Below are 19419 nucleotides of genomic sequence, written 5' to 3' on the forward strand. Positions count from 1 at the left end.
ATCCCTTCGGTTGACAAGACACCCCGTGGCGTTTACGCTAAAGCTACTATATAGATAGAGGTGATTATTTTGTCTTCTAACACTGCATTATTGATCATTGACTATACTAATGATTTTGTCGCCGATACTGGCGCGTTAACTGCCGGCAAACCTGCTCAGGCTATTGAACCACAGATCATTGAATTAGCCAAGCAATTCGTCACTAATGATGATTGGGTGTTCTTACCAACTGATGTACACACATCAAATGATCCGTATCATCCGGAAAGTAAACTTTTTCCTAGCCATAACGTTGCTGGTAGCTGGGGGCACGACTTATATGGCCAGTTAGCTAGCTGGTATCAAGAAAACCATAAACTGGCGAAAGTCAGCCAGTTCGCTAAAACAAGGTATAGCGCATTTGCTGGCACTGACCTCGATCTGCGTTTACGTGAGCGTCAGGTTGACACGTTACATTTAACTGGGGTCGACACCGATATTTGTGTTTTACACACCGCTGTCGACGCTTATAACCTCAACTACAACTTGATCATTCATCGCTCGGCAGTGGCATCTTTCGACTCGCAAGGTCACACTTGGGCTTTAAAACATTTCGCTGACGTCTTAGGCGCTGAAGTTGTTGAGTAAATAAAAAAATCCGTATCCTGAGAAAATCTCTCGGGATACGGATTTTTTTAATGCACGTTAGCTAAAATTAATCTTCAGCAGGTGTGCCGCCATTTTTCTTGATGATTTCAGCTTGAACAGCCTTTGGTACAGCTGAGTAATGATCAAAGGTCATTGTGAACGTTCCACGGCCTTGGGTAGCTGAACGTAATGTTGTTGCGTAACCAAACATTTCAGATAACGGAACCATAGCGTTAACCATTTGTGTATTACCGCGGGCTTCCATACCTTCAACTTGGCCACGACGAGCCGTTACATGGCCCATAACGTCGCCTAAGTTATCTTCAGGCGCAACGATTTCAACTTTCATGATTGGTTCTAGGATCACAGCGCCAGCTTTTTTAGCAGCTGCACGGAGTGACATTGAAGCGGCAACTTTAAAGGCAGCTTCACTAGAATCGACATCATGATAAGAACCATCATAGAGACGTGCTTTAACGTCAACTAATGGATAGCCAGCCAAGACACCGTTAGCCATAGATTCTTTCAAACCTTGTTCAACGGCAGGGATAAATTCACGTGGAACGACACCACCGACGATGTTGTCTTCGAATTCGAAGCCAGCGCCTTCTTCATTAGGTGTAAATTCAACCCAAACATCACCATATTGACCTTTACCACCAGACTGGCGTACAAACTTACCTTGTGCGGAAGCTTGCTTAGTGAAGCTTTCACGATAGGCAACTTGTGGCGCACCAACAGTTGCTTCAACGTTAAATTCACGACGCATACGATCAACGATGATATCCAAATGTAATTCGCCCATGCCGGCGATCAAAGTTTCACCAGTTTCAGGATTAGTTTCTGCCTTGAAACTTGGATCTTCTTCAGCCAACTTTTGTAAAGCGACATCCATCTTATCTTGATCAGCCTTAGTCTTAGGTTCGATTGAAACCTGGATAACTGGATCAGGGAATTCCATTGATTCGAGGATCAATGGATGCTTAACTGCGGTTAATGAATCACCAGTGGTTGTGTTCTTCAAACCGATAGCTGCAGCAATATCACCAGAGAAGACTTCAGGAATTTCAGTACGATGGTTTGAATGCATTTGTAGTAAACGACCAACACGTTCACGAGTATCCTTAGTTGCGTTCAAAACATATGAACCTGATTCCAATGTACCGGAGTACACACGAATAAAGGTTAAACGACCAACGAATGGATCCGTTGCGATCTTGAATGCCAAGGCGGCGAATTCTTTGTCATCGCCGGCAACTAACTCAACTTGTTCGCCTGTATTAGGGTCAGTAGCTGGGTAAGGTTTAACGTCAAGTGGTGATGGTAAGTAATCATTAACAGCATCCAACATCATTTGAACACCTTTGTTCTTAAAAGCAGAACCAGCTAATACTGGGTAAGCTTGTAAGTTCAAAGTTGCTTTACGGATAGCGGCTTTGATTTCATCTTTAGGAATATCTTGACCATCAAGATATTTTTCCATGATGCCATCATCAATGTCAGCCAATTGTTCGATCAATTGGGTACGACGTTTTGTAGCTTCTTCTTTATAGTCGTCAGGTACATCAACGGTATCCCATTTAGTTCCTAATTCGTCTTCATCATAAAGATCAGCTTTCATTTCAACTAAATCAATGACACCTTCAAAATCATCTTCAGCGCCAATTGGCATTTGAATTGGTAATGCGTTAGCTTGTAGGCGATCTCTAATAGTAGAAACGGAATAATCGAAGTCTGCACCAAGTTTATCCATTTTATTAGCGAACACGATACGAGGAACACCATAAGTTGTTGATTGACGCCAAACGTTTTCGGTTTGTGGTTCAACCCCAGCTTGGGCATCAAGGATAACAACGGCACCATCTAAAACACGCAAAGAACGTTCTACTTCAATTGTGAAGTCAACGTGTCCTGGAGTATCGATGATGTTGATTCGATGACCCTTCCATTCTGCAGTTGTTGCTGCAGATGTGATTGTGATCCCACGTTCTTGTTCTTGGGCCATCCAGTCCATTTGTGAAGCACCTTCATGGGTTTCACCGATTTTATGGATTTTACCGGTATAATACAAGATACGTTCGGTTGCCGTTGTCTTACCGGCATCAATATGGGCTACGATCCCAATGTTACGTGTTTTTTCTAATGGAAATTCACGAGTGTTTGCCATTGTAAAAATGTTTCTCCTCTCATTAAAAAGCCGAGTGATCGGCTTTAGTTAGTGGCAGTTTAAATATGTTTTAGCGGTCAGCTTAAGCTACCTTTAAAACACACTCTTTTCAACAAAAGGGGCTACTATATGGAAACACATATAATAGCCCCCCTCTTTTTAAATAAGTTTAGATTACCAACGATAATGTGCGAATGCACGGTTAGCGTCAGCCATTTTATGCGTATCTTCACGCTTTTTAACTGCTGCGCCGGTATTGTTAGCGGCATCCATGATTTCACGTGCTAAGCGTTCATCCATTGTATGTTCGCCACGTTGACGTGAATATTGAACCAACCAACGTAAACCTAAAGTTGTACGACGATCAGGACGTACTTCGATCGGTACTTGATAGTTAGAACCGCCGACACGACGAGCCTTAACTTCAAGAACTGGCATGATGTTCTTCATTGCTTGTTCGAAAACTTCCAATGCATCGTTACCAGTTGTGTCTTTAATGTTGTCAAATGCTTTATAAAGAATCGTTGACGCAGTACCGCGCTTACCATCAACCATCAAACGGTTGATCAAGCGTGTAACCAATTTAGAATTATAAATTGGATCTGGTAATACGTCGCGTTTTGCAGCAGCGCCTTTTCTTGGCATATTACGTAACCTCCTGAATCAGCAAGTCATTGCTTGCTAACATAATTTTGTTTTTTAGCGTTAATTAAGTGTTTTATTTCTTAGGACGTTTTGTACCGTATTTCGAACGGCTTTGCATACGGTCAGTTACACCGGCAGTATCTAAAGCGCCACGAACGATATGGTAACGTACACCAGGTAAATCCTTAACACGGCCGCCACGGATCAAAACAACACTATGTTCTTGCAAGTTATGGCCGATACCAGGGATATAGGCAGTAACTTCGATCAAGTTAGACAAACGAACACGTGCATATTTACGCAATGCAGAGTTAGGCTTCTTTGGTGTCATAGTGCCGACACGAGTAGCTACCCCACGTTTTTGTGGTGCAGGATTGTTTGTTTGTACTTTCTTCATACTGTTGTACCCAAAATTCAAAGCAGGTGCATCAGATTTAGTCGTTCTTGATTTACGACCTTTACGTACTAATTGGTTAATAGTAGGCATCTAAGTAATTCTCCCTTCCTTAAAATCGAAAAATATAAGTCCACACTTCCAGGTGTCTCTTTTTTAAATGTAATGAAATTCGCGCAATAAAAAAGAGTGAAAACACATCTAGAAATCAATGTGCAGTCGCTCACAGTCAGCACGCCCATAGTTAAATGGATAACTGTTCGACAAAAAGCACCTTTGTTAGAATACCATGGTATTTTCACAGTGTCAATAAGTCACCGCAAACAAATCTCAAAAAAATGCGTAGTTTAAATATAGGTACCGCAACAATAATGCCCGTATAAATCACAAAAAATATTATATTGTTGCTGGCTAAAATAATTCCACGCTATTTTATATTGCTACAGGAGGTTAACGAATGGGATTTCTACTACTTTATTTTCTAATTTTTTATTTTGGTGCCAGCTTGGCTTCTGGGTTATTTCTTTGTGCAGAAAGGATCACTCATCAGCAATCGATCATCCGTCCACGCTCACATTGTATTGCCTGCCAGCATCCCTTAAGTTGGTGGCAGTTATTGCCTGTTTTTAGTTATCCTTTGCTTGGTGGACGCTGTTATTACTGTCACATTCAAATCGCGCTTACGACCTGGAGCGCAGAAGTAATTGGTGGTAGCTTAGCTCTTTTTAGTTGGTATGTTGCGCCAACTAAAATGGCCCTGATCAATCTGAGCCTACTATTTATTGGCCTATTTCTTTTTAGTTGGATCGATATTCAACAACGCGTACTTTATCCAAGTTTATTTATACCATGGCTATTCAGCTTGCTTGTATTGCGCGGTAACTCCGTTCATTACCAAGCTGCCTTAGTTATTTTATGCGGCTTGGGGCTATTTGCCTATTACTCTCATGGTTTAGGCAGCGGTGATGTTGAATTATTAACTGGTCTAACCCTTCTATACGGGTTCAACGCGACTAATCACATTCTGGTCCACGCTTGCTTACTGGCATTATTGAGCTATCCACTACTTCGGCAACGCCAACTTCCTTTTATTCCCTACTTAAGTCTAGGCGTTTGGCTTTACTTTGTTGAGATTTATTTGATTGGCTAGCTATAACACGCTGGATTGGTAACTTATAACATGCTGTATTGGCAACTTATAACATGCTAGAAGGTAGGTCGAAATATAATTTGTCAGACGATTGATCTCGTTTACCTGAAAAACCGACGATCAATTTATTCATAGGTGCTGACCGGCTATAATACAACTTTACGTGCTTGCATCAGAATAGAAAATTATCATCAAATCGCCAAATGTTGCTGAACAACTTGCTCTAACATTTGAGCGACACCATCACGGTCATGATCCACCGTTTCGCGCCAAGCAACCCGCTTCACACTCGGTATTGCATTAGCCATTGCAACACCATAACCGACATCGCGAATCATTTCTAAATCATTTTCATAGTCGCCAAAGCACATAAAATCTGCCATATCTAGGTGTGCATGCTCAGCAACGACTGCCAACCCAGCTGACTTATCGACTCCCGGTGCAGTGGCTTCGTAAAAGAAACGACCAGAACGAACAAAATGTAGCGGCAACTGCTGTAAAGCTTTGGCCGCTTGAGTAACGTGTAGGACATTATGCTGCGTCATATTGATCGTGAATTTATAGAAATGAACACCTGGTTGGGCTAACTCCCGCTGTAGATCAGCTAAATTATTGATTCGTTTGTTTTGCATATCCGGTTGATTTTGTACCACTTGCGATCCGGTAGTTGGCTCATACAGTAACATGTAATCGAGACTACAAATACACAACCGCACTTGCCAACGCTGGGCAATCTCAAAAGCTGCAATAATGAGATCATTGGCCAGCGCAGTAGCTTTGAGCTGCTGGTTATTCGGCCCATAAACTACGGCACCATTTAAACAGACCCGATAACCAGGAACCTGCAAGGTTTGGCGTAATAACTGATCGACAGTTGGCAACGTGCGACCAGAACAAATCGCGATCTGCGCGCCTTGTGCACTCATATGTCGTATTGCTTGTTGATTTGCCAGTGAAACTTGGCTTTGCTCATTAAATAAAGTTCCATCCAAATCAGTACCGACTAAAGAAATCATTTGCCCCACATCCAAATTCTTTTTTATTTGCTAAATTAATACCGTTAAGTAGCCTGATTTAAGTCAAACACTATCACTTCCTTACTATTCTAATCTAAGTTAGAAGGCGTTTCCAGTCTTTTAGTGGCCTATCCTCCCAGTAAGCCGAACTATTAAACGTTCTGTTAGCTAGTGACCAGAAAACACACCTAACAAAAAGAGACCTGCCACTTCGCTGGGAAGTTGACAAGTCTCTTTTTAGGCTATTCAGTTCTAAAACTGATCAGTCTTATTTCGATTGTTCGTTATTTTTGCTCGCCATCTTCTCTTCTAAATCACTGATCGAGTAGACGTTTTGCGAAACGGCACCAGCATTCTTAGGTTCCATATGACGATACTTCGCCATACCAGTCCCAGCAGGAATGATTTTACCGATAATAACATTTTCTTTCAAACCAAGTAATGGATCATTCTTACCACGAATGGCTGCATCCGTTAAGACACGAGTTGTTTCCTGGAAGGAAGCAGCTGATAAGAAACTATTTGTTTCCAAGGCTGCCTTAGTGATCCCCAACAAGACTGGACGTGACGTAGCAGGAATACCGCCAGCAATCAAAGTCTTATAGTTTTGTTGTTTGAAATCAGCAATATCCATTAAAGTACCTGGTAGGATTTCCGTATCGCCTGGATCCATGATCCGAACTTTACGTAACATCTGCCGTACCATAACTTCCATATGCTTATCGGATACTTCAACACCCTGTGAACGATAAACACGCTGAATTTCGCGCAACATATAAATTTCAGTTGAAAGACGATCACGAACTTGCAATAAGTTCTTCGGATCAATTGAGCCACCAGTTAATGCTTCACCACGATGGATGTAGTCGCCTTCTTGAACTCGAACTCGTGCCGTAAATGGTACGCTGTAAGTCCGTGTATCAGTTTCACCTTGCACCGTAATTTCCTTGGTGTGATCAGCTGGATTTTCGTCAATTGCGGTGATCTCACCAGTAACTTCAGTAATCGTTGCTAAACCTTTAGGATTACGTGCTTCCATAATTTCTTGCACACGAGGCAACCCTTGGGTAATATCGCCACCGGCAACACCACCAGTATGGAAAGTCCGCATTGTTAACTGAGTACCTGGTTCACCGATCGACTGAGCAGCAACTGTACCGACTGCTTCACCAACTTCAACCGTTTCACCAGTTGCCAAGTTACGGCCATAACAATATTTGCAGACACCATGTTCAGTGTTACAAGTGAAGACCGAACGAATCGTGACTGTTTTAATGCCAGCATCAATGATCTGTTGAGAAAGAACTTCATCGATCATGACGTTCTTGCCAACGATTTCTTCACCCGTTTCTGGGTTGATCACAGATTTCATTGCGTAACGGCCTAATAAACGATCATAGAATGGTTCAATGACTTCATTACCTTCCGTGATAGCAGAAATTTCCAATCCACGGTCAGTGCCACAGTCTTCTTCACGAATAATAACGTCTTGCGCTACATCGACTAAACGACGTGTTAAGTAACCGGAGTTAGCGGTCTTCAACGCCGTATCAGTCATCCCTTTACGGGCACCATGGGTCGAGATAAACATTTCCATGACGGATAAGCCTTCACGGAAGTTTGAGATGACAGGTAATTCCATGATTTGTCCGTTAGGTGCGGCCATCAAGCCACGCATACCGGCTAACTGCGTAAAGTTAGATACGTTACCACGGGCACCAGATTCACTCATCATAAAGATTGGGTTATTAGCTGGCATATTATCCATCAATCGTTTCTGGATCTGATCTTTAACGCCATTCCAAACGCCAATAACACGTTGGTAACGTTCTTCATCAGTGATCAAACCACGACGGAACTGCTTAGTGATCGTTGCAACTTGCTTGTGGGCGTCAGCTACCAAAGCTGGCTTTTCTGGTAAATCTTTGACATCGGCGACACCGACTGTGATCCCAGAATTAGTTGACTGCGTATAACCTAAAGTCTTCATCCGATCAAGTAGCTCAGAAGTCTCAGTTACCCGGTAAACATTAAATACTTGGGCAATAATATCAGCTAAGAAGCCCTTGCTAAATGGTGTGATCAAGTCACGGTCTTGTAGCAAAGCTTTGATATCCGTCCCTGGTTCAGCAAAGAATTTATCATCGATGCCTTCCATCAAGTTCCCATTAGTTGGTTCGTTCAAGTAGACTAGATCCTTTGGTAAGATCTCATTGAACATAACTTTACCAACTGAAGTTAACATGACTTTTTTCTGTTGTTCCGGTGTAAATGGTTTGTCTGCTAATGAATTAGCTGCCAATCCGATCCGGGTATGCAATTGCACATAACCATTCTGTAAGGCCATCAAGACTTCATTGCTATCTTTGAAGATCATGCCTTCGCCAATTACGCCAGCCTCTTCAGTCGTCAAGAAATAGTTACCCAACACAACGTCCTGTGAAGGAGTTGCAATTGGCTTACCATCTTTAGGTGCCAAGATATGGTGCGCTGCTAGCATTAGCAAACGAGCTTCTGCTTGTGCTTCATCAGACAAAGGCACGTGGATCGCCATCTGATCACCATCAAAATCGGCATTGTAGGCTTCACAAGCCAGTGGGTGTAAACGAATTGACTTACCGTCAACCAAGACAGGTTCAAACGCTTGGATACCCAAACGATGCAATGTAGGTGCGCGGTTCAACAGAACTGGATGTTCTTTGATAACATCTTCTAAGACGTCCCAAATATCATCATCACGTCGATCGATTTTACGCTTAGCATTCTTGATGTTAGATGCTAACTCAAGCTTCACTAATTCGCGCATCACGAATGGCTTGAATAATTCCAAAGCCATTTCACGTGGTAAACCACACTGATAGAACTTCAAAGTAGGTCCGACATCAATAACTGAACGGCCAGAATAATCGACACGCTTACCTAACAAGTTCTGACGGAAACGTCCCTGCTTACCCTTTAACATATGGGAAAGTGACTTCAATGGGCGGTTACCCGGACCAGTAACAGGACGACCACGACGACCATTATCGATCAAAGCATCAACGGCTTCTTGAAGCATCCGTTTTTCATTTTGAACGATAATGTTTGGTGCATTCAAGTCCAACAAACGTTTCAAACGATTATTTCGGTTAATGACCCGCCGGTACAAATCGTTTAGATCAGAAGTGGCAAAACGGCCGCCTTCTAATTGGACCATTGGCCGTAAGTCAGGTGGGATAACGGGAATAGCGTCCATGACCATCCAACTTGGTTCATTACCAGATTGACGGAAAGCTTCCAAGATATCCAAACGACGAACAGCACGTGTCCGTTTTTGACCTTGGGCTGTCTTCAAATCTTCTTTTAACTCGCCGACTTCTTTTTCAAGGTCAACATCGTTAAGTAATTCTTTGATGGCTTCGGCGCCCATTGCTGCATTGAAGCCTTTGCCGTATTGGTCATACTTTTCACGATATTCACGTTCAGTCAGTAATTGCTTTTTCTCCAAAACAGTGTCACCAGGATCGATAACAACGTATGAAGCGAAATAAATGATTTCTTCTAAAGCACGTGGACTCATATCTAAAACTAAGCCCATCCGACTAGGGATGCCTTTGAAGTACCAAATATGTGAAACGGGGGCAGCTAATTCAATATGACCCATCCGTTCCCGGCGTACTTTAGAGCGGGTAACTTCGACACCGCAACGGTCACAAACGATCCCCTTATAACGGATCCGTTTATACTTACCGCAGGCACATTCCCAGTCTTTGGTTGGTCCGAAGATTCGTTCGTCGAACAAACCATCACGCTCTGGTTTTAGTGTCCGGTAGTTGATCGTTTCTGGCTTTTTAACTTCGCCATAAGACCAACTACGAATTTTATCGGGAGATGCCAAACCAATCTGCATACTCTCAAATTTATTGACGTCTATCACTTAGCTGACCTCCTTATTTGTTGTCGTTGTCGCCGCTAGCATTCGCTGCTTCCTCGGCGGCCTTCTTTGCTTTTTGCGCTTCTTGCTCTTTAGCAAATTTGCTTAAAGCATCGACACTAACGACTTCATCGTCTTCATCGTCCATATCACGTAATTCGATTTCTTGTTTGTCAGCATCTAAGACTTTCATATCTAGACCAAGTGATTGTAATTCTTTAACCAAGACACGGAATGATTCCGGTACCCCTGGCTTTGGAATTGGTTCACCTTTGACGATGGCTTCGTATGTTTTAACACGACCAACCACGTCATCAGATTTGTAAGTTAAGATTTCTTGTAAAGTATAAGCGGCACCGTAAGCTTCAAGGGCCCAAACTTCCATTTCACCGAAACGCTGACCACCAAATTGGGCTTTACCACCTAATGGTTGTTGCGTAACTAATGAGTAAGGTCCGATTGAACGAGCATGCATTTTGTCGTCAACCATGTGGGCTAACTTCATATAGTACATGACACCAACGGAAACCCGGTTAGCAAATGGTTCGCCGGTCCGACCGTCATAAAGAACTGACTTAGCGTCATCATCCATGCCGGCTTCCTTAACGGCTGACCAAATATCTTGATCCTGTGCACCATCAAAAACAGGCGTTGCTACGTGGATGCCTAAGTTACGTGCGGCCATCCCTAAATGCAATTCGATCACCTGACCGATATTCATACGGGAAGGCACACCCATTGGGCTTAAGCAGATATCAACTGGCGTACCATCTGGTAAGAATGGCATATCTTCTTCAGGAACCACGATTGAAACTGTCCCTTTATTACCATGACGACCAGCCATCTTATCGCCGACTTGGATCTTACGTTTCTGAGCAATATAAACACGGACCATCATGTTAACACCTGGGGATAATTCGTCGCCAGCTTCACGAGTGAAGATTTTGACATCCTGAATGATCCCGCCGCCACCATGTGGTACCCGTAACGAAGTATCGCGGACTTCACGCGCTTTTTCACCAAAGATCGCGTGTAACAAGCGTTCTTCAGCAGAAAGTTCAGTGACCCCTTTAGGCGTAACTTTACCAACTAATAAGTCGCCATCCTTAACTTCGGCACCAATGCGCACGATCCCGAATTCATCGAGGTCTTTTAAGGCGTCTTCACCAACGTTAGGAATTTCACGCGTAATTTCTTCAGGTCCTAACTTAGTATCACGTGCTTCTGACTCGTATTCTTCAATATGGATCGAAGTATAAGCATCCTCACGAACTAATTTTTCGGACATGACAATAGCATCTTCATAGTTGTACATATTCCAAGTCATGAAAGCAATGATTGGGTTTTGGCCTAAAGCTAATTCCCCATTTTCCATAGCTGGACCGTCAGCTAAGATCTCACTAACGTCAATATGATCCCCAAGCTTGACGATTGGCCGTTGATTATAGCTCTTACCTGAGTTAGAACGACGGAACTTCATTAAGTCATACTTATCTAATGAACCATCTTCACGGCGAATCCGTACTTGCTTAGCATCAACATATTCAACTGTCCCAGCATTCTTAGCAACAACGGCAGTCCCTGAATCATGGGCTGCTTTGTATTCCATACCAGTCCCAACTAATGGCGCATGGGGATTGATCAACGGAACAGCCTGACGTTGCATATTGGCACCCATCAAGGCACGGTTAGAATCATCGTTTTCCAAGAAAGGAATGCAGGCAGTAGCGACGGCGACAACTTGTTTAGGCGAAACGTCCATGTAATCGACACGATCAACGGCAATTTCCAAGTTATCTTCTTCACGACGAGCCAATACAGTATCGTCAACAAATGAACCATCTTCATTTAACAATGAGTTGGCCTGGGCAACCACATAGTTATCTTCTTCATCGGCCGTTAAATAGTCGATTTTATCGGTAACTTTATGGGTATTCCAATCCACACGACGGTATGGTGTTTCGATGAAGCCATACTTGTTAACGACGGCATAACTAGCCAAACTATTGATCAACCCGATATTAGGACCTTCAGGCGTTTCAATTGGACACATACGACCATAATGGGTATAGTGCACATCCCGGACTTCATAACTGGCACGATCACGAGTCAAACCACCAGGGCCTAAGGCAGATAGACGACGCTTATGCGTTAATTCGCCTAACGGGTTTGTCTGATCCATGAACTGAGACAATTGTGAAGAACCAAAGAATTCTTTGATCGAAGCGACAACTGGTCGGATATTGATCAATTGTTGTGGCGTTACAGTGCTAGTATCCTGAATTGACATCCGTTCACGTACAACACGTTCCATTCGGGATAAACCAATGCGGAATTGATTTTGTAGCAATTCACCAACGGAACGGATCCGCCGGTTGCCTAAATGATCAATATCATCGGTCGAACCAATACCATCTTGTAAGTTCAAGAAGTAGTTGATCGACGCAATAATGTCAGCTGGACGAATATGCTTCCAGCTTAATTCAATATGACCATTACCAATAATTGGAACGACGTTTTCTGGATTGCGTTTTGACTCAACTTGGATCGTTTGTAACGTCATTGGATCCGTAACCGCACCTTCATCAGATGGCGTATAAGTCGTTGTCATGAAGTCTTCACGATCCAAATAAGGAGTAAGCTTCTCCATCACTTGGCGACTAACAACATCACCCTTTTGCGCAATAACTTCACCAGTATCCGGATCAGCTAATGTTTCCGCTAAGGTTTGGTTCAATAACCGTGTCTTTAACGAAAGCTTTTTATTGATCTTATAACGACCAACTGCTGCTAGATCATAACGTTTAGGATCAAAGAAGCGCGCATTCAATAAGCTACGTGAACTATCGGCAGTTTTGGGTTCACCTGGGCGTAGCCGCTCGTAGATATCTTTTAAGGCTTCTTCAACACGAGAATCGTCCGCATTTTTGTGGACATCCTTTTCCATCGTTAACATTAAGCTTTCGTTATTACCTAACATACCGATAATATCGTCATCAGAGCCAAAGCCTAACGCCCGAATTAATTCAGACATCGGAATCTTACGTGTCCGGTCGATTCGTACGTAAGAAATATCCTTAGCGTCCGTCTCTAATTCTAGCCAAGCACCGCGGTTAGGGATAACCGTTGTGCCATAAATTGTCCGTCCATTTTTATCGATTTCACTATTGTAATAAACACCTGGTGAACGAACTAACTGGGAAACAATGACCCGTTCGGCACCATTAATAATGAAAGTCCCTTGGTCGGTCATTAATGGAAAATCACCAAAGAAAACGTTTTGTGATTTAATTTCACCAGTTTCGTGGTTAGTTAATCGTAACGTAACATGCAGTGGTGCAGAGTAGTTAGCATCATGCTGCCGTGCTTCTTCTACCGTGTACTTAGGTTCTAATAATTCATAATCAACAAATTCCAAGGATAGGTTGCCAGCGAAATCATCAATTGGCATGATATCGTTGAACATTTCTTTCAAGCCCTCATCTAAGAACCAGTTATACGAATTGCTTTGGATCTCGATCAAGTTAGGGAGATCCAACACTTCTTTAATTCGTGAATAACTACGACGAGTGCGGTGCTTACCGTATTTAACTAAATGGCCTGCCAAATTGTTCACTCCTTCTTGATTTCTGTAGTGTCTAGAAAATGTCGTAAAAAGTGCTTAGCATGCACTTATAAAAATAGTTTTGCGACCTATTCCGTGTAATATGACATTACCATGACAAATATTAAATAAAGATTACATCTGCTAATTTAAGTCGTTTTTTGGCAAAAAAAAACCAAAAATAGGACGCCATCAAGTTGAATTTTGTCGACTATTTTTGTTTTTCTCTATTATGCCGCCTACGGACAATAGATCGCAGGCAGACTATTTAACAGTTTTTAGCAACTTCTTATCTTACACGCCTATTTTATATTTGTCAACTAGATAAATGCTAGCGTTGCTTACGAATCATATCGCCAGCTTTAACTGGCTGGACAACGGGCAATTTACAAATCATCATCGCATCTGGTGCACGATACAAAATATCATTATCCTGATCCCATAAGCGCTCGACCACCTGCTCGGTATGCGTAAAATTAGGACCATAGAATTCAATTTTGTCGCCGACACCAAAGTTATTTCGTTGTTGAACTAAGGCAACTTTATGTTCAGCGTCGTAGTCCAAAACTTCACCAACGAAGCCATATTGTGGTCGCTTACGGCGTTTGCCAAACAATTCATCATCAGCCGTTGGTGTGCCATAATAAAAGCCAGTTGACATTTCCCGTTGCGCTACTTTCCATAGCTCGTCGACCCATTCACGCTTCAACACATAATGCTCAGGATCAGCACAATAACTATCCACTGCTTGTCGATAAACGTTAGCAACAGTTGATACATAATGAATCGACTTCATCCGGCCTTCGATTTTGAAACTATTGACGCCGGCTTCGACTAAATCGGGAATATGCTCGATCATTGCCATATCTACCGCACTCATTGAAAATGCTTCACCATTTTCCACTTGCGATTGCTTTTCGCCATTTGCTGGCATTTCAAACAGATCATACTTCCAGCGGCAATTCTGTGCACAACCGCCACGATTAGCATCGCGCATTGACATGTGATTCGATAAAACGCAACGACCAGAATAGCCAATGCACATCGCCCCATGAATAAAGGCCTCGATCTGTACATCCGTGTGCCGTCGCATTTCTTTGATTTCTTCAATACCAACTTCACGGGCTAGCACCACCCGTTCCAGCCCTTCAGCTTGCCAGAAATTCAGCGTCTCGTAGTTAGTTGCTGACGCTTGTGTGGATAAATGAACGGGCAAACCAGGCGCTTCGGTAATCGCAATTTCGATCAGTGACGGATCAGAAACGATCACCGCACTGATTCCTAGATCACGTAAGGTACGGAAAAATTCACCGGCACCTGCCGTATCGCCTTCGTGGGCAACAATATTTGCTGCTACGTAGACCTTAGCTTGATGCGCCTGCGCGTAAGCCACACCTTCACGCATTTGGTCAAAGGAAAAATTCCCAGCCCGCGAACGCAGGCCATAGGCGTCACCACCAATATAGACAGCATCAGCACCATAATCAATGGCTACCTTCAACTTTTCTAACGTTCCGGCTGGTGCTAAAACTTCTGGTTTATCTGTAATTACTCGCATTATTGCACCTCACTTGGATCAATATCATAAAATCCTGTATCTAAACCGCGGTTAGCTGGTTGTTGGGCCGCAACTTGCATGCTCAGATCTGCAGCTAACTCTGCTGTCCATTTGTCGTTGGTCAACGCTTGTTTTGCCTGAACAAATTGCTGGGCAATAGCCACAAATTCGGTCTCACCAGCAAATAAACCGTCCAATTTCCAATCAGTTAACCCTAATGCCAATAATTCTGGTAATTTCGTCATTAAGTTAAGATCGTTGTTTGCAAACAAATGGGTCCCATTAATATCTTCATAGATTGAATAATGGGTCTCAGGTTTATGCGGTGCCGAAACAAATAAGCCCCGTTGCCGGTCCGCCCGATCCTGATGCTCTTGGACAAAATTAAAATAATTATGCACTAATGGCCGGCCTGACTGATGGATACAAGTCGCACCATAAACCTGCATTTCCGCTGGGATCTGCAGTTCTGGTGTTAATGTAGTTAATTCACCGTAGGGTACTTCGCGCGCCAATACAGCGCCGCTAGCGCCATGTTGCGCCCAAAAATTAATTTGTCGCGAACTAGTCATTAATACTTCACTATCATATACAAATTTTAACGGTAACTTAGCTTGTTGAATCACATAGACAACACCAGGATCGCCTACTGTAACTTGATCAACCTTTAGATCCGCTAAAAACTGTAGATAATCTTTTACCTGACTGATCCGTTCATTATGCATCAATGCATTGACCGCCACCGTTATTTTCTTGCCAGCTTGATGCGTTAGCTTAACCATTTCCGCCAGCTCAGTGCGTTCAAAACTATGCGGCAAACGTAAGCCAAAGTAATCTTCGCCAATATACAAAGTATCAATTCCTGCAGCTAGCAGTTGCTGTGCCTGTTTCTGCGAGGCTGCAGTTGCAATCAGATTAATCAAAAAATTCGCTTCTTTCTCTCTGCTTTATTGCTTTTAGCATACCATAGCATTTACTAAAAAAGAATTAGGCGTAACCACTATTTCATATCGAGTATCACTTAAAAAATTTATTCAAAAAAACAGACCAGCAAATGCTGGTCTGTTTGATCGTTATGCGTTAACGGTTGGTTCACTTTCAGTTTTTGAATCGCGAACATTAACCGTGATCTCACCTTTGCGCGCACCGATAGTAACTGAATCACCAATCTTAATATGACCGGAAAGTAACTCGCCACTTAAGCGATCTTCAACTTCTTGTTGAATTGCGCGACGGATTGGTCGTGCGCCATACTCAGGATCAAAGCCAGCCTTCGCAATTGCATCAATTGCTGCTGGTGTGATCTTAACATCAATATTTTGCGCATGTAGCCGTTTCAAAACATTCTTCGCCATAATTTTGACGATTTCATGTAATTCTGGTTTAGTCAATGAATGGAAAACAACCGTCTCATCGATCCGGTTAATAAATTCTGGCCGGAATGCTTTTTTCAATTCTTCTAAAATCCGACTACGCATTGCTTTGTAATCCTGTTGAACTTTTTGGGCGCCAAAACCAACTGATTTTTCATCCCGCAAAGCTGTTGCACCTAAATTAGAAGTCATGATCAAAATCGTATTACGGAAATCTACACGGCGACCTTTAGAATCAGTCAAATAACCATCATCCAAGACTTGCAATAAGATATTGAAAACATCTGGATGTGCCTTTTCAACTTCATCTAGTAAAACTACGGAATAAGGTTTTTGCCGTACTTTCTCAGTCAGCTGACCGCCTTCTTCGTAGCCAACATAGCCAGGGGGAGCTCCGACCAGCCGCGAGGTTGAATATTTCTCCATATATTCAGACATGTCGACCCGAATCATATTATCCTCCGAGCCAAACATTGCCTCAGCTAAAGCTTTAGCTAATTCAGTTTTCCCGACACCCGTTGGCCCAAGAAACATAAATGAACCAATTGGCCGCTGTGGATCCTTCAAGCCACTCCGTGCCCGCCGAATTGCTCGTGAAACAGCAGAAACAGCCTCTTCTTGGCCAACAACACGTTTATGCAAAACTTTTTCCAAATTGATCAAGCGATCAGTTTCGCTCTTTTGTAATTGAGTTAACGGCACACCTGTCCATTGTGAAACAACAGTCGCAATATCATCTGGTGTCACTTTGATATCTTTACGAACACCATTAGTTGGTGCAGCCGCTTGCTCAGTTGCTAACTTAGCTTTTAAGCCCATTTCGTTTTCACGAATATTAGCTGCTTTTTCAAAATCTTGAGCCTCAATTGCCTGTTCTTTTTGTTTCACTAACTGATTTAATTCAGTTTCCAGCGTTGATTCTGGCGACTTCACACTAGCGGCATCTAGTCGAACTGATGCTGCAGACTCATCGATTAGATCGATTGCTTTATCGGGTAAGAAACGATCACTAATATAACGTGATGAAAGTACAACTGCTTCATGCACAGCCTCATCAGTAATTGTTACACCGTGATGTTCTTCATAACGGCTGCGCAAGCCTAGCAAAATCTCTTCCGCTTCTGCTTCAGTCGGTTCATCGACTTGAATCGTTGCAAAGCGGCGCTCTAAAGCAGCATCCTTTTCAATATACTTTTGATACTCATCCAAGGTAGTTGCACCAATAACTTGCATTTCACCACGTGCCAAGGCTGGCTTTAAAATATTAGAAGCATCAATAGCGCCTTCAGCACCGCCAGCACCGATCAAAGTATGCAATTCATCAATAAATAAAATAACTTGACCATCTTTATAGATCTCGTCAATTACTTTTTTCAATCGATCCTCAAACTCACCACGATACTTTGTACCGGCGACTAATGAGCCCATATCCAGCATCATCAAGCGCTTCTTCGCCATATCATCAGGAACATCACCGGCAATAATTTTCTGTGCCAAGCCTTCAGCAATTGCCGTCTTACCGACACCGGGTTCACCGATCAAAACTGGATTATTCTTAGTCCGCCGCGATAGAACCTGAATCAGTCGCCGCACTTCTTTGCTACGCCCAACGACAGGATCCATCTGATTTTCACGAGCTAATTGTGTTAAATCCCGAGCTAAAGAATCCAAAGTTGGCGTTCCTTCAGTACTGCCTTGCGTTTGACGCCCCCGCGGCGTATTACGCCGTTTTGTGGAAGTGTCACTGACGCCCAATTTTTTCAAGATCATTTGCCGAGTCTTACTCAAGCTTAAACCTAAATTAGTCAAAATACGTGCTGCTAAAATATCATCTTCACGGAGTAAGCCGAGTAAGATGTGTTCTGTCCCAATTTTCATAGCGCCCATCCGCTTAGCTTCATCGCCAGCATAGGATAGGATTTGTTTTGCTTTAGGTGCATAAGGAAGATAAGTATCACTCTGGGTCGTAGCTGAAGTGCCATAACCAGTGAAACGTTCAATTTCCTCGCGAATATCATCATCGGTAATAGATAACTGACGAAGGGTCTTGCCGGCAATACCGTCAGTTTCAATGACTAGCGCCAGCAATAAATGTTCAGTGCCTACCGCATGATGTCGAAAGTACTTTGCTTGTTCTTGTGCTAATACTAATACGTTCTTCGCACTTGGCGTAAATAAATTATCCATTTAAGCATCCCTCGCTTTCGCTTACTCACGTTCGTATCTTAAATGATTCAAAATACCGATCAAGATATGTGCTCGCAGCTGTTCCTCTAAATTACGGTCGGCCACTGCAAGCGTCTCATGACTGGTCGCAGCGAGAACTAAATTGGCTTCCTTACGCTCAATCACTTGATCATCATACAATTTTTGGACTAATGCCAATGCATCACGCTGATTGATCTGCTCACCAATCAACTGGATCATTGTGTCCAGCATATCACGATCATCAAGCAATTTCACCTTCTCGATTCGGATATAACCACCACCGCCGCGCTTACTTTGAACCAAGTAGCCACGCTGAATAGTAAAACGTGTCTTAATTACATAATTAATCTGGGATGGGACACAATTAAATAACTCCGCAATTTCAGATCGTTTAATCTCAATCCGCTCCGATTCTGCTAGAATTTGCTTCAAATAGGCTTCAATAATATCAGAAATATTTCGCCCTTGCATCGTCTTCACCCTTAACTTTGACTAATATTGACTATTATTATAGATGAATTTTATGAAATTGCAAAGGAATACGTTGTTTTTATTTTTCAAGAGACAAAAAAAGTCCGCTAACGCAGACTATCGAGTTTAAATAAATCGGGAAAACAAGATTTGAACTTGCGACCCCTACGTCCCGAACGTAGTGCTCTACCAAGCTGAGCTACTTCCCGGAAAACTATTTTGAAAAAAAAAAAACAAGCGGAAGACGGGATTCGGACCCGCGACCCCCACCATGGCAAGGTGATGTTCTACCA

Annotated in this window: 12 protein-coding genes and 1 tRNA gene; 2 read left to right on the forward strand and 11 right to left on the reverse strand. The window is 42.8% G+C overall.

Annotated elements, in window-relative coordinates; translation table 11 throughout:
* Positions 1-69 precede the first annotated feature (69 nt).
* Entirely contained in the window at positions 70-627 is a 558-nt protein-coding gene (locus EKM76_RS05860; RefSeq protein ID WP_125549761.1) for a cysteine hydrolase family protein, read from the forward strand.
* A gap of 67 nt (positions 628-694) precedes the next feature.
* Here the strand turns inward: EKM76_RS05860 and fusA are convergent, their stop codons facing one another.
* The 3 genes from fusA to rpsL form a co-directional block, all read right to left on the reverse strand.
* Positions 695-2794, reverse strand: coding sequence for an elongation factor G (fusA, locus tag EKM76_RS05865; protein WP_125549762.1), 2100 nt, complete (start codon positions 2792-2794; stop codon positions 695-697).
* A 174-nt stretch (positions 2795-2968) separates the two neighbouring features.
* Positions 2969-3439 carry a 30S ribosomal protein S7 gene (gene rpsG / locus EKM76_RS05870; protein ID WP_125549763.1) on the reverse strand — a complete coding sequence of 157 codons (471 nt, stop codon included), beginning with the start codon at positions 3437-3439 and terminating at the stop codon, positions 2969-2971.
* A 73-nt stretch (positions 3440-3512) separates the two neighbouring features.
* On the reverse strand, positions 3513-3926 hold the full coding sequence (gene rpsL / locus EKM76_RS05875) for a 30S ribosomal protein S12 (RefSeq protein ID WP_125549764.1): 414 nt from the start codon (positions 3924-3926) through the stop codon (positions 3513-3515).
* A gap of 364 nt (positions 3927-4290) precedes the next feature.
* On the opposite strand from rpsL, the gene EKM76_RS05880 reads away from it, so the two are divergent.
* Complete coding sequence (locus EKM76_RS05880; protein ID WP_125549765.1) at positions 4291-4983, forward strand: prepilin peptidase; 693 nt, start codon at positions 4291-4293, stop codon at positions 4981-4983.
* A gap of 191 nt (positions 4984-5174) precedes the next feature.
* On the opposite strand, the gene EKM76_RS05885 is transcribed toward EKM76_RS05880, so the two are convergent.
* From EKM76_RS05885 to EKM76_RS05920, 8 genes are all read right to left on the reverse strand, one after another.
* The gene (locus EKM76_RS05885) at positions 5175-5999 is read right to left on the reverse strand and encodes a Cof-type HAD-IIB family hydrolase (RefSeq protein WP_125549766.1); all 825 of its coding nucleotides are present in this window, start codon (positions 5997-5999) and stop codon (positions 5175-5177) included.
* Positions 6000-6267: 268 nt separating this feature from the next.
* Complete coding sequence (gene rpoC, locus EKM76_RS05890) at positions 6268-9915, reverse strand: DNA-directed RNA polymerase subunit beta' (protein WP_125549767.1); 3648 nt, start codon at positions 9913-9915, stop codon at positions 6268-6270.
* 13 nt (positions 9916-9928) lie between these two features.
* Positions 9929-13528: a DNA-directed RNA polymerase subunit beta gene (rpoB, locus tag EKM76_RS05895; protein ID WP_318531403.1), complete on the reverse strand. Its 3600-nt coding sequence runs from the start codon at positions 13526-13528 to the stop codon at positions 9929-9931.
* A 319-nt stretch (positions 13529-13847) separates the two neighbouring features.
* On the reverse strand, positions 13848-15074 hold the full coding sequence (locus EKM76_RS05900) for a peptidase U32 family protein (protein WP_125549769.1): 1227 nt from the start codon (positions 15072-15074) through the stop codon (positions 13848-13850).
* A complete protein-coding gene (locus EKM76_RS05905) occupies positions 15074-15997 on the reverse strand; it encodes a peptidase U32 family protein (RefSeq protein ID WP_125549770.1) in 924 nt (307 codons plus the stop codon). The genes EKM76_RS05900 and EKM76_RS05905 overlap by 1 nt, the downstream gene beginning before the upstream one ends.
* 150 nt (positions 15998-16147) lie before the next feature.
* Positions 16148-18634, reverse strand: a complete 2487-nt coding sequence (locus EKM76_RS05910; protein ID WP_125549771.1) for an ATP-dependent Clp protease ATP-binding subunit — start codon at positions 18632-18634, stop codon at positions 16148-16150.
* A 21-nt stretch (positions 18635-18655) separates the two neighbouring features.
* Complete coding sequence (locus tag EKM76_RS05915) at positions 18656-19126, reverse strand: CtsR family transcriptional regulator (RefSeq protein WP_125549772.1); 471 nt, start codon at positions 19124-19126, stop codon at positions 18656-18658.
* A 135-nt stretch (positions 19127-19261) separates the two neighbouring features.
* Positions 19262-19335: transfer RNA gene (locus EKM76_RS05920), tRNA-Pro, on the reverse strand.
* Between the last annotated feature and the right edge of the window lie 84 nt (positions 19336-19419).

It is taken from the genome of Loigolactobacillus zhaoyuanensis (assembly GCF_003946385.1).
GTDB lineage: Bacteria > Bacillota > Bacilli > Lactobacillales > Lactobacillaceae > Loigolactobacillus > Loigolactobacillus zhaoyuanensis.